The organism is Anaerobacillus sp. 63XJN7_5_ISO-PGPR-S23-430, assembly GCF_056173695.1.
On the sequence record NZ_CM149686.1, the window covers coordinates 2252111 to 2264694 of the forward strand.

Sequence of the window (12584 nt, forward strand, 5' to 3'; positions counted from 1 at the left end):
GGTTTTGATCGCTTCTAACTGTTTTATAATTAAAATAGCCAAAAACTATTTTCTAAAAAAACCCTTGCAAATAATATAAGATGATAAACCACGATTAACCATATACCTATACGGGTATATGCATATTCAGAAAGGGAGGCGACATATTATGATGAGCGGCGGTGGAATGAACGGTGGATTCTGGGGATTTGGTTTTTTTTGCATTCTCATTGTCTTAGCCATTATTGCAATTATTGTATGGATGGTTAAGCCTGAAAAGAAATCCAGTGGTGCAAATTCACTCGAAACTTTAAAAGAACGGCTAGCTAGAGGAGAAATTTCTGAAGAAGAATATGATCGTTTAAAAAAGAAAATAGAAAAATAATTAAGATCAATGAAACGGCCGACTCCGTTCAACCTTTTCATTGATTCAATACTACTTTAGCGTTGAGGTGAAAAAGAATGAGGAGAAAAATAATCGGTTCATCTATGATTGCCATTCTATTGATTGTAGGAGGATGGCTTCTTTTTAAGTCGCCTTTACTAACTGACAATTCCTTTCCTGAAAGCGTAAAACAAGATGGGACTAGTATATTAGAAGTAAATGCTGAAGAAGCTGGTGATCGACCTGTCAAAACATTCAATCTAACTGCAGAGAAAAATGAATGGCAAATTAGCAAAGAAAAGAAAGTGAATGCCTGGACTTACAACGGAACAGTTCCTGGAGAGGAGATACGCGTGACACAGGGAGATTATGTAAAAGTAAATTTAAAGAATGACCTGGATGTCCCAGTCACTATTCACTGGCATGGTGTATTATTACCTAATCAAATGGATGGTGTTCCAGGCCTCACACAGAATGCTGTTCAACCAGGAGAATCGTTTACGTATGAATTCATCGCAGAAGATGCCGGAACGTACTGGTATCACTCTCATCAGCATAGCTCATTACAAGTAGACAAAGGCCTTTATGGATCGCTTGTAGTTGAAGAGAAGGAACCTAAATACGATAAAGATGAATACTTTATGCTTGATGAATGGGCAGTGAATCAAGATAAACAGAACTTATCCAATATGGGCGGTATGATGATGGGTAGCATGTCTGGAGACGGAGAAGCAGACACAAAGCAAATGTACGATACGTTGACAGTCAACGGGAAATCAGGTACTTCCATCGAGCCTTTGATTGTAAAAGAAGGGAAAACAGCCAGATTACGCTTCGTTAATGCCGGGTATCAAGTGCATCGTTTAGTATTTCCTAAAAACTCCATTAGAATAATTGAAACAGATGGAGAAGAAGTGATGGATAAAACGAACTCTTCAAACGTTGTAGAGATTGCTCCGGGGGAAAGAATTGATGTTGCTTTCACCAAACAAGACGGGGACCCAGCTGTCATAGGACAAGCAAACAGTCTTGAGAACGCAGATGATATGAGAATTCCGATTGTTTCAGAGAAAAGTGATACTTCTTCTGCAGTGAAAACGTCTCTCGCTTCCACTACATCAGTTGTAGACGGAACCACTTATGGAAGTGAAAATTTGATTTTTGATGAAGCACAAACTGATCCAGATGTGAAGTATAAGATGGATTTAAGCATGGGAATGGATATGGGAGAAGGGATGGCGTTTCAGATTAACAATGAAACCTTTCCAAATACTCCACCTATACAAGTTGAAAGCGGCGATATTGTTCAAGTTGAAATCACGAACTCAGGTAGAATGAATCATCCAATGCACCTGCATGGACATCGGTTTCAAGTCACATCAAAAAACGGGAAAGAACTCGATTCTCCGCTAGTGAAAGATTTAATTCATGTTAAGCCTGGTGAAGCATACACCATTTACTTTGAAGCAAACAATCAAGGAGAATGGTTGTTTCACTGTCATGATAATAATCATGCAGATCGTGGTATGGTAACGATTGTTGATTATAAAGGAGTTTACTCCCCCTTTGAGTTAGGAGGAGAAAACAACAACTCACCGAATTAATCAAGCTATATGTCGTTCTTTTATTTATGGGAATACGCACCAGTATATTAAAGCCGAGTTGACTTAAACTAACTTGTGTGACTAACAATTGATTAGAAACACACCTTTAAACTTTTATCTAAGGAAGTGACCTGAAGTGTACAATAAAAAGCGTAATCAAAAAGGGAAAGGGAAAACCGCTACCGTCATGGCATTAAGTGCATTAGGAGGAGCGGCTGCATACGCACTAACTAGTCGGATGCAGGACGGGTTTATGGGCATGCAACAGCATCATTCTCAACAAAATTCTTCCAATCAACCTCAATCGCACTCTCAACACCAGGATCCAGAATCTTTGAAGCAAATGGCTTTCGCTCAAGGAATTGATAATGATGCCATTGCCCAATTCACAAACGCAATAAAAGACGATTTGCGCTAATTTAAGCACTCCCACTTGGGGGTGCTTTTCTTACGAATTACCTATGTTAGCTTAAACTGTTGAATAAAGAGAACGGATCAGCTGAATCCCCTATAATTAGTTGGGATTACCCTTACCTTTTACGTTAAGAAGAATAGAAATTTCAAGAGACGGCAAACCGTTCTTTTATCAATTACTGAAGGTCAGTCACTTCTTTTGTAGAATAGATAGAATAGTACGAGATTTCCCTTAAACAAAAAGGAGTGTTTAAATGATTAATCAAATCGGTCAAATCATGCTCTACGTGGACAATCAGGAAGAAGCACTAACATTTTGGACGGAAAAAATCGGTTTTCACTTAGTTTCGAAAGAAGATAACGATAGTCCAATGAAATGGATGGAGATTGCGCCTACTTTGGAAGGGGGAGCGACGAGTATCGTCCTTCATGATAGAGCGTTTATTGCGAAGATGGAACCCGAGTTAAATCTCGGAACACCATCGCTTATGTTTTTCACTGAAGATATCGATCGGCTATATGAAGATTTTAAAGGCAAGGAAATAACTGTTGGAGAGATCGTATCGATGCCTTCAGGACGAATCTTTAACTTTGCCGATCCAGAAAATCACTATTTCGCGGTTATGGAGAGAAACAAAGCATAAAAGAAAGACCTTCTCCTCACATGATTTTATGACGAACACTATCGACTACTCGATGGTGTTTTTTTTGATGTAATGAAACAGAATCTTATATAGGACGGTGATTAAAATCAGAATAATCGAAAATAAACTAGCTTTGAAGTATTTAATGCATTATAATAACTTCCAAGAAGGATATACTTCACAAAATCAAAGGAGTAGTTATGAAGCATTTATCAATCAATCAAATGGTTAAAAAACACTATTCATCACTTTCTCCAGGTCAGAAGAAAGTTGCAGAATGGATCACTCAAAATGATGAGGAAGGAGCATTGCTTACTGCTTTTCAAATGGGGAGGAAAGTAGGTGTAAGTGAAACAACTGTCATTCGATTCGCCTATGCACTAGGATTTAAAGGATATTCTGAAATGCAAGAAGCCGTGCGGCGTCATTGGTTAGAGAAAAAGCAAGATCATGAAGAATTTCCTTCACACGTACAAGAACCAACAGAGCAGACTCTTTTCAAACAGGTGATAGAAAAAGAAACATCTGTCCTAAAGCAATTATTAGCACAATTGGATGTAGAAGAGGTCTGGAAGGTAGTCGATCATTTCATTGAGGCAAAAAGTGTATACATTGCAGGGTTTGGGAGTTCCTATGGAGCGGCTTACTGGTTGTATTATAACTTAAAGCAATTCAGAGCAGGTGTATTTCTATCTGAATCAATGGCTTTTTCTCCTGAAGATCTTTGTGACCTTACGCAAGATTCAGTCGTTGTTATTCTTTCATTCCCGCGTTATCACAAAGAAGCGATCGAACTTGCTACATTTACTCAAAGGCTAGGAATTCCTGTCGTATCCATTACAAATCGGCATTTATCTCCAATTGGTCCGCTTTCTACAATAACGTTAACAACCGAAGAGAAGATGGACTCAGGACACCATTCCATTGCCTCTGTCATTAGCTTTCTAGAAGTGATCATTCAAGGGGTACAATTCAAAGATCGAGAACGAATAAGTCTTCGCCAACAAACGTTGGAACAACTTTATAGTGAGCGTAATTGGTTTGTGGAATAAACTTTGAGAATAAAGGTGGAATGGGAATGAATGAATTATCAAAACGTAACGAAACAGTTAAGGTTTCACATTTTTCTACAAAAGATATCTTAACCTTTTTAATTCCGTCGTTAATAGGGATCCTCTTATTTATTGTGCCGATAACACAGGATGGAGGTATCACGATCCCTGTGGCGTTTCTAGCGGGACAAATTAACGCTTCAATCGGCGAACTCATACCTGCTATAACGGTTTTTATTATGGTGGTAGCGACAGTAGGATCATTTGTAGCAGTAACGATTAAACCTCAATTTTTAGCAAGAAACCCAGCTTTACATACGTTATTACACGTTCGTCCATTCTGGTTAATTGCGCGTTTACTCGGAACAATATTTGCTGTCATGACGCTATACCAACTAGGACCAGAAATGATTTACTCTGAAAATACTGGTGGGCTTTTAATTTATGACTTAATCCCAATCTTATTTTCAACATTTTTACTAGCTGGGCTATTGTTGCCGCTTCTTCTCAACTTTGGACTTCTTGAGTTTTTTGGGGCATTGCTTATTAAAATCATGAGACCGCTCTTCAAATTGCCTGGTCGATCATCTCTTGATTGTCTTGCATCATGGGTAGGAGACGGAACAATCGGTGTTCTTCTCACAACAAAGCAATACGAAGATGGGTATTACACAAAAAGAGAAGCCGCTGTTATTGCGACCACTTTTTCAGTTGTTTCCATTACATTTACAATCGTCATTATTTCCTATTTGAATTTGGAGCAGTATTTTCTACATTACTATGCAACCATCATTTTTGCTGGACTTGTAGCGGCACTCATCATGCCACGCATTCCACCATTGTCTCGAAAGTCAAATAAAGGATATGAACATACAGAATTAAAGAAAGAAACGGGGATTCCAGAACAATTTTCACCCGCTAAATGGGGCTTTCATCAAGCGGTTTCAAAAGCCCAAAAGAATAAAGGACCGATGAGCGTAATAAAAGAAGGTGTACAGAACGTATTAGACATGTGGTTAGGCGTTTTACCAATCGTAATGGCTATAGGTACCATTGCTTTGATTACAGCAGAATTCACCCCATTCTTTACGATTCTAGGGAAGCCGTTTGAACCGATCCTAACATGGATGCAAGTGCCAGAAGCTGGTGAAGCCGCTCAAACAATGGTTGTCGGATTTGCGGATATGTTTCTACCAGCTGTGATTGGTAGTGGCATTGAAAGTGAATTAACCCGCTTCGTCATTGCCTGTGTATCTGTAACACAATTAATATACATGTCTGAAATGGGTGGATTACTCCTCGGATCTAAACTTCCTATCAGCATTGTCGATTTAATCATCATTTTCTTAATTCGCACATGTATTACACTGCCGATCGTTGTTGCTATCGCTCACCTTATCTTTTAAAAGAAAGGAAGTTCGAATGTGAATTTCGTAGAAGAAAACCATGATAAGATTTTAAAAACATATCATGAGCTACATCTACTTGCTGAGCCAAGCTGGCAAGAAGAGAAAACAGCTCATTACTTAAAGGAAAAGTTAGCGGAAGTCGGTTATCACATCCAAACCTTTCAGGGGCACTTCGGATTTGTTGCAGAGTTTAAAGGAAAAAAGGCTAATGTGATCGCTCTTCGTGCAGATATGGATGCGCTTGTGCAAGAGGTAGAGGGGGGTGTTAAGCCCAATCACTCCTGCGGTCATGATGCGCATAGCACAATGGTGCTATTTGCAGCATTATCACTCATAAAAGAGCCGATGCAGCATACCATTCGCTTTATCTTTCAACCTGCGGAAGAAATGGCTGAAGGAGCACTAAAAATGATAGAAGAGAATGTGCTAAAAGACGTTATGTTTCTAGCCGGGATTCATTTGCGTCCATCGATGGAGATTTCTTACGGCAAAGCCGCACCGATTATTTCGCACGGCTCAACCACCAGTATAAAAGGTTGGATCAAAGGCGTGCCTTCACACGCGGCTAGACCTGAGACAGGTAATAACCCGCTTGAAGCAGCAGCGGTTTTAATTCAGGAAATCCAGCGTATTCGGTTAAATGTTCCTGATCCTTTTTCAGTGAAGATTACTGAGCTTCATGGCGGGGAAGCATCTAATTCGATTCCCGCTAAAGCTCGCTTCACACTGGACTTAAGGTCAAGGTCCAACGAAACAATGAAGAAACTGATCGACCAAACGAAATACATCATTTCTAAAGTAGGAGAGCTAACAGAAACAGAAATAGCGTCTGAAATAGCCGAATATTCTCCAGCCGCTGTTAAGAACGATTTGGCCATTACCCTCGCTAGAAAGGCAATTGCTTCTTCTTTAGGTGCTAACAATGTAGTGGATGAGTGTGTATCACCAGGAGCGGAGGATTTTCATTTCTATTCATTAAAGTATCCTCATCTTACTGCAACCATGATTGGGCTAGGATGTGATTTAACGCCTGGATTACATCATCCTGATATGCAATTCAACAAGGAAGCATTGATCGATGGCACGAAAATCCTCACTCAATTGTTGTTAGAAGCCGATCAAAATGAATGGTAAGAAAGAAGGGATACGAGTTGAAAGCAAACGTACTTAAATCATTAACGATCCGTACCCTTCATTCGGTTGAAGAGCTTGAGGAAGTGAGACGATTAGAAACAATCGTATGGAGCTTTAATGATTCCGTACCAGTGAATCAAAGTATGGCCGTTGTCAAAAACGGTGGATTTATATTAGGAGCCTATTATCAAGACAGACTTATCGCTTTTCAATATAGCTTTCCAGGATTTAATGGTGAGAAAGTGTATCTTGTTTCTCAAAGTTTAGGCATTCATCCAGATTATCGAAGACTAGGAATTGGTGAAAGACTGAAAATCGAACAAAGAAAAACAGCGTCAAACATGGGATACGATTTCATTACGTGGACGTATGATCCGCTAGAGACGGTTAACGGCACGCTAAACTTACACAAGTTAGGGGCCGTCGTGAGCACGTACCTTCCAAATGTCTACGGTCTCATGGATGATAATCTCAATGCAGGGATACCAACTGATCGCTTTTTAGTTGAGTGGGATACGAATGAGATGAAGCGAAGTACTGAAACGAATCCAACGATACCTTATGCTCTTATACCAGGTGGAGAGAACCTTTTTAGCAAGCCTGAAAAACTAGACCTTTCCCTTAATGCTAGTAAGATATTTGTACCTGTTCCAGGAAACTTTCAAGAAATCAAAAAGTTCGATCTATCACTAGCTATTGACTGGAGAGAACAAACAGGACTTGTTTTTTCTAACTACCTAAAGAGAGGGTGGAAAGTGACTGATTTACTAAAAAGGGAAGAGTATCCACATCATTATGTATACCTCTTAGAGAAAGGTGATCAAAACAATGAAAATTAGTAGCATTATCTTAAGACAAATCAAGATGGACCTACTTCATCCTTTTACAACAAGTGTTGGAACCGAGCGAGACAAAGATATTATACTAGTTGAAGCGAGATCTCATTCTGGCCAATCAGGATGGGGCGAATCGGTCGCCATTATGGAACCAATTTATAACGAAGAAACCGTTCGTACCAATTGGCACATGATGAATGACCATTTAATTCCGCTGCTTCATCAACAAGACATCACTCACCCTGATGAGGTATCAGAACGTTTCAAGAAAATTCGCGGCAATTATAACGCCAAAGCGGCGATTGAATGTGCGATATGGGATCTTTATGCTAAAGAAAACAACCTTCCGTTAGCTCAAGCACTTGGCGGGGTGAAGAATAAAATAGAAGTTGGCGTCAGCGTAGGAATTCAATCTTCACATGAAAACATCTTAAAGCAAATAGATGAATATCTCCAGAGCGGGTACAAACGCATTAAGATTAAAATCATGCCTGGTTGGGATATTGAGATTCTAGCTATGATACGCAAAAAATTCCCAACGATCGAGTTAATGGCCGATGCGAACTGCGCTTATACACTCGATGACATTGAACACCTTAAGAAGCTAGATCAGTTCCATTTAATGATGATTGAACAGCCTCTTGCTCACGACGACATCATTGATCATGCCAAACTTCAAGCTCAATTGGATACACCTATTTGTTTGGATGAAAGCATTCATACTTATGAAGATGCGAGAAAAGCCATTGAACTTGGAAGTTGTCGAATCATTAACCTTAAAATCGGTCGCGTTGGAGGCTTAACTGAATCTAAGAAAATCCATGACCTATGTACAAAGCATCATATTCCTATGTGGTGTGGCGGGATGTTGGAAGCAGGGATTGGCCGAGCCCATAACCTCGCCATCACTTCACTCAGTCAATTTACATTGCCAGGAGATACAGCTCCATCAGCTCATTACTGGAAGCGGGATATTATTAAACCAGAAGTAGCAATGAACAATGGTTATATCGACATCCCTGAAGGTCCGGGTATAGGATTTGAGCCTGATCTAGAATATATTAACGAATTGACGGTACATAAACATGTAGCAGTGTTGAAATAGAAATTAATAAATGCGGAAGTCACTTATTTTAATAGAGATAAGTGACTTTTTTGTTTTCTAAGTACCTTTTTTGGAAAAAGAACTGTAATTCATAACAAATATGAAGATTATAAGATCAAAAAGTGCCAATTTTACGACCACGGAACATTTGTTCTCCGTCAAATTTGTTTAGTATTTTGTGTAGGTGAGCTATTTTACTAAAATCAACTAAAAGTGAGTGGAATTTAGTAAAATATGACGTTCTAGATACAAAAGTGCCAATTTTACGAGGTGGCGAACATTTGTTCTATCTTGTGTTTATAATATAAAATAGATGAAAAGGAGGTTATAAAATGTCTAAAATGAAACTCAGTATGAATGAAGTGATATCTCTCTAAGAGAGCGGTTCTAGTACTAGCGAAATAAGCTTATTAGCAGGAGTTTCTGACAGACACATTCGGCAGCTACTGACCACTAATGGCGTTGAAAAGCGAGCAAGAGGGAGCTGGAAAAGGAAATACTCCTTTAATGAAGATTATTTTAAGCATTGGACGAACGACATAGCTTATTTACTTGGATTTTTTATTGCTGATGGATATATTGCCTCTCAATCACAACCTAATGCTTTTACGCAGAAAGATCCAACTATTCTGGAAGAAATCAAGAACGTTTTCGATTCAAATCAACCTTTATATAAAAATATCGGGGTATACACTTTGCTTTTTCACAGCAAAATTATGAAAAACGATCTTCGAACGCTATTTAATATTACATCTTAGAAAAGTTACAATATCACGTTTCCGATTGTATCAGAACAATATATTCATTATTTTATAAGAGGATATTTTGACGGCGATGGTCACGTAAATATATGGAGACTTTGCTAACAACGCTAACGCAGTATGGATTTGATCCATATATGAGTGAAAATGGAAAACACTACCGAGTTTTTATTACTAGCAGGAAATCAATTAAACAATTCGCCGATTGGATTTATCATGACAAGTCACTTTATTTAAAACGTAAATATGAAGCTTTTGCTCAGGAAACATTTACAGCTGATGAACTGCATGATCGAAAACGAAACCGAGATCGCAAGTAAGTGTTCAATGAATTGATATGAATCCAAATGAAGCAAGTAGAGGAGTACACAAAAGTTCATTTGTACTCCTTTGCTGAATTTTTATTTTAGTTTACATATTATATATTATAGGAAGTCGATCCAAAATAGTGAATTCCGTCTCATTCGTTAAGTAAACTTAAGATAGTGAGACGGAATTGAAATTTTATCCGATTTTTAAAATACGCGCTAAATCATCGTTTAAATCATAGCTATTAATTAAATAAGAATGAAATTCTTTATTTTCATTATCGTTTCTAGAAATAATAACAGTATCTTCATCTAGGTTGATTCTAAGTTCTTTGCCAGTTTTTAAATAAATGATGAAATCAGCATCTTTAACTTGAACACGATGATTCGGTAACTGTGTTAAATCATTGTTATCTAGTTTATTAACCCAACTAACTAATGTTGATTCATCCTCATTTGACGTGATAACTTCACTTTCTTGCTGATCGCTTCTATGTACCTGTATTTCATAGATGTTCTGTTCATCGATCTTTTGATGCAAGCTGCTTTCAAGACTTGTGGCACTTGCAGTATGCGAATATTTATCATTCTTGTAGTCTATATAAACTTCAGCTGTTTTTAGATATCCAAATGCGAGAACAGAGAAAAGTAGGATGGTTAGAAGTCCTTTTGTTGCTTTTTTCATACAAATCACCCGCTTTCCTTTTCCAGCTAATGCTGTGGTTAAATGCCTAAACACTTCACCTCTTTCATCATAACAAAATTTTATTATATTTCATTCAATTATGGGAGTTTTTTTATAATTTTCTTAGCGTTTTAATAGTACTTTTGTTTTATTTTCGTAATCATCTTATCCTATTAAAGGGGTAAAACATTGGATAGCGAATTAGTGCATAGTACATCTATTCTTGTTAAATCGGTATAGCACTTCTATTCATCTACTTACGAAGGAGATTATTCCATGCCATTTTTTATTGCAGTCCTCCCTCCTCACCAGATTATCGAGAGAATTCATTCCTTTCGAAAGAAATGGGATTATCATGAACCTTCGCCACCACATATCACAGTAAAAGCTCAAAGTGGTTTAACAGCAACCGATGATTGGGTTGAAAAAATTGAGCGTATTTGTCGGAACTTTCCCGCTTTTGAATTGAAGCTAGGTGCCCCAGCTACATTTGGCTCAAATGTTTTGTTTAGTAGCGTATTATCTAAGGAGATCATCTCGCTTCATTTACTATTAGTTGATGCTATTAAGCCTTCACTACAAGAACAAAAAATGTATTATGAAGTAACTGATTTTATTCCTCATTTAACGATTACTCAGCAACATGAACCAATAGATCCCATTCAATTCAATAAGATAAAACGAGATGCAGAACAAACACTAGACGAATTCGAGCCCTTTTTGGTTCAATCCATTCATATTTTTTCAATGAATGCCTCCAAAACTTATACACCTGTTCTTGAACTTCCTTTACGTCCAGTAAACAAACTGTATTAAGGTTAGCCGGTCCCTCTAAATCAAAAAAACGCCCGTGATGTTCCAGGGCGTTTTTTGAATCATTATTTTGATTTCAAGGCTTTCTCCAAACGTTCTAAGCCTTCTTGCAATACTGAACGTGGACAGGCAATATTAATGCGCTCAAAGCCTTTTCCACCTTCCCCAAATATATAACCTTCATCAAGAGCCAACTTAGCTTCTTCCTGAACGAATTGTTCAAGTTCTTCATGTGTCATCGACAGGTTACTGAAATCCAACCATACAAGGTAAGTACCCTCTGGTTCAATCACTTCTATTTCTGGTAGACGCTCATTAATAAATTGAGTAAGATACGACAGGTTACCTTGTAAGTACTCCATCAACTCTTCAAGCCATTTCTCGCCATGAGTGTATGCCGCTTCTACAGCAATAATACCAAATGGACTTGGTGCAAACAGACCCAATTTCCCCATATAGGCGTTAAATTGCTCCCGCTTCTTCTCATCTGGAATAATGATCGTCGATAGCTGCATGCCTGCAAGATTAAATGTTTTACTTGGTGCGATGCACGTAATCGTATTTGCTGCGATCTCCTCTGAAAGAGTTGATAGAAGCGTGTGCTCATACCCTTTGAAAATAAGATCAAAATGAATATCGTCTGAAACGACTAGCACATCGTTCGCTAAACAAAGCTCAGCAAGCTGTCTAAGCTCATCTTTCTTCCACACTCTTCCTACAGGGTTATGCGGATTACATAGTAGTAACATGGTCACTTCAGGATCTTTAAGCTTTGTTTCGAGGTCATCAAAGTCCATCGCATACTTGCCATTTTCTTGTATGAGAGGATTATCAACGACTTCCCGCTCGCTCTTTTCAACCATATCACGAAACGGATAGTAGACAGGCGATTGAATAACCACTTTCTCTCCCTTGTTCGTATACGTGTTAACAGCAGCGGATAGCGCTGGAACAACTCCTGGCGTGAAAACGATCCAATCCTGTTCAATTGACCAATTATGACGTCGACTAAGCCAGCTTTGCACCGCTCCCTTCGTGTCTTCTGTCGGCATAGAGTAACCAAATATCCCATGCTGAATTCGCTTTGTAAGAGCATCAATTACTGCCTGTGGAGCACGAAAATCCATATCCGCTACCCACATTGGCAGCAAGTTTTCCTTTTCAAATATGGTATCTGTGTGATCCCACTTTACTGAATGTGTATCAAATCGGTTAATTCGTTCATCAAATACGCTCATAGTGTGCCTCCATTTGTTCAATAGTCCATCTTTTACTTTATCAAAACTTATCCGATCTGTCAGAGACGGCGCTTCTCTCTATCTTCTCGTACATTTAATTTAAAAAGACAGTAACATAGGTTGATGGTAGAATGAATGAAAGTAAGAATACTTATAGCTTATATCCATTTCAATAAGGTATACCTGAGATACTATGTTTAAAGTGAGGGTTAATTCA

14 protein-coding genes are annotated in these 12584 nt (G+C 38.4%); 12 read left to right on the forward strand and 2 right to left on the reverse strand.

The features are described 5' to 3' along the window. Positions 1-148 precede the first annotated feature (148 nt). The 11 genes from AC0VYJ_RS11920 (at position 149) to AC0VYJ_RS11970 (ending at position 9643) form a co-directional block, all read left to right on the forward strand. Positions 149-364 carry an SHOCT domain-containing protein gene (locus AC0VYJ_RS11920; RefSeq protein ID WP_475365261.1) on the forward strand — a complete coding sequence of 72 codons (216 nt, stop codon included), beginning with the start codon at positions 149-151 and terminating at the stop codon, positions 362-364. A gap of 77 nt (positions 365-441) precedes the next feature. Beyond that, a complete protein-coding gene (locus AC0VYJ_RS11925) occupies positions 442-1968 on the forward strand; it encodes a multicopper oxidase family protein (protein ID WP_475365262.1) in 1527 nt (508 codons plus the stop codon). A 136-nt stretch (positions 1969-2104) separates the two neighbouring features. Next, the gene (locus AC0VYJ_RS11930) at positions 2105-2386 is read left to right on the forward strand and encodes a hypothetical protein (protein ID WP_475365263.1); all 282 of its coding nucleotides are present in this window, start codon (positions 2105-2107) and stop codon (positions 2384-2386) included. Positions 2387-2636: 250 nt separating this feature from the next. After that, positions 2637-3026: a VOC family protein gene (locus AC0VYJ_RS11935; RefSeq protein WP_194221757.1), complete on the forward strand. Its 390-nt coding sequence runs from the start codon at positions 2637-2639 to the stop codon at positions 3024-3026. A gap of 200 nt (positions 3027-3226) precedes the next feature. Then, the gene (locus AC0VYJ_RS11940) at positions 3227-4078 is read left to right on the forward strand and encodes a MurR/RpiR family transcriptional regulator (protein ID WP_475365264.1); all 852 of its coding nucleotides are present in this window, start codon (positions 3227-3229) and stop codon (positions 4076-4078) included. 26 nt (positions 4079-4104) lie between these two features. Beyond that, a complete protein-coding gene (locus tag AC0VYJ_RS11945; protein ID WP_475365265.1) occupies positions 4105-5484 on the forward strand; it encodes a YjiH family protein in 1380 nt (459 codons plus the stop codon). Positions 5485-5502: 18 nt separating this feature from the next. Next, positions 5503-6621: an amidohydrolase gene (locus tag AC0VYJ_RS11950; RefSeq protein ID WP_475365266.1), complete on the forward strand. Its 1119-nt coding sequence runs from the start codon at positions 5503-5505 to the stop codon at positions 6619-6621. Positions 6622-6638: 17 nt separating this feature from the next. Beyond that, entirely contained in the window at positions 6639-7460 is an 822-nt protein-coding gene (locus AC0VYJ_RS11955) for a GNAT family N-acetyltransferase (RefSeq protein WP_475365267.1), read from the forward strand. Beyond that, positions 7450-8562: an o-succinylbenzoate synthase gene (menC, locus tag AC0VYJ_RS11960; protein WP_475365268.1), complete on the forward strand. Its 1113-nt coding sequence runs from the start codon at positions 7450-7452 to the stop codon at positions 8560-8562. Before AC0VYJ_RS11955 ends, menC begins: the two co-directional genes overlap by 11 nt. A gap of 578 nt (positions 8563-9140) precedes the next feature. Continuing rightward, a complete protein-coding gene (locus AC0VYJ_RS11965; RefSeq protein WP_475367484.1) occupies positions 9141-9320 on the forward strand; it encodes a hypothetical protein in 180 nt (59 codons plus the stop codon). Positions 9321-9412: 92 nt separating this feature from the next. After that, entirely contained in the window at positions 9413-9643 is a 231-nt protein-coding gene (locus AC0VYJ_RS11970; protein WP_475365269.1) for a hypothetical protein, read from the forward strand. A 184-nt stretch (positions 9644-9827) separates the two neighbouring features. On the opposite strand, the gene AC0VYJ_RS11975 is transcribed toward AC0VYJ_RS11970, so the two are convergent. Beyond that, positions 9828-10370 (reverse strand): hypothetical protein, encoded by a 543-nt coding sequence (locus tag AC0VYJ_RS11975; protein ID WP_475365270.1) that lies wholly within the window; start codon positions 10368-10370, stop codon positions 9828-9830. Positions 10371-10592: 222 nt separating this feature from the next. Here AC0VYJ_RS11975 and AC0VYJ_RS11980 point away from each other — a divergent pair, with 222 nt between their 5' ends. Continuing rightward, a complete protein-coding gene (locus tag AC0VYJ_RS11980) occupies positions 10593-11132 on the forward strand; it encodes a 2'-5' RNA ligase family protein (protein ID WP_194221765.1) in 540 nt (179 codons plus the stop codon). Positions 11133-11194: 62 nt separating this feature from the next. Here the strand turns inward: AC0VYJ_RS11980 and AC0VYJ_RS11985 are convergent, their stop codons facing one another. Continuing rightward, positions 11195-12367, reverse strand: coding sequence for a MalY/PatB family protein (locus AC0VYJ_RS11985; RefSeq protein WP_194221766.1), 1173 nt, complete (start codon positions 12365-12367; stop codon positions 11195-11197). Positions 12368-12584 lie beyond the last annotated feature (217 nt).

Excerpts from the sequence above, each read along its gene's own strand:
- AC0VYJ_RS11920 (WP_475365261.1), top strand. The coding sequence starts at position 149 with ATGATGAGCGGCGGTGGAATGAACGGTGGATTCTGGGGATTTGGTTTT.
- AC0VYJ_RS11925 (WP_475365262.1), top strand. The coding sequence starts at position 442 with ATGAGGAGAAAAATAATCGGTTCATCTATGATTGCCATTCTATTGATT.
- AC0VYJ_RS11935 (WP_194221757.1), top strand. The coding sequence starts at position 2,637 with ATGATTAATCAAATCGGTCAAATCATGCTCTACGTGGACAATCAGGAA.
- AC0VYJ_RS11940 (WP_475365264.1), top strand. The coding sequence starts at position 3,227 with ATGAAGCATTTATCAATCAATCAAATGGTTAAAAAACACTATTCATCA.
- AC0VYJ_RS11945 (WP_475365265.1), top strand. The coding sequence starts at position 4,105 with ATGAATGAATTATCAAAACGTAACGAAACAGTTAAGGTTTCACATTTT.
- menC (WP_475365268.1), top strand. The coding sequence starts at position 7,450 with ATGAAAATTAGTAGCATTATCTTAAGACAAATCAAGATGGACCTACTT.
- AC0VYJ_RS11970 (WP_475365269.1), top strand. The coding sequence starts at position 9,413 with ATGGAGACTTTGCTAACAACGCTAACGCAGTATGGATTTGATCCATAT.
- AC0VYJ_RS11980 (WP_194221765.1), top strand. The coding sequence starts at position 10,593 with ATGCCATTTTTTATTGCAGTCCTCCCTCCTCACCAGATTATCGAGAGA.
- AC0VYJ_RS11985 (WP_194221766.1), bottom strand. The coding sequence starts at position 12,367 with ATGAGCGTATTTGATGAACGAATTAACCGATTTGATACACATTCAGTA.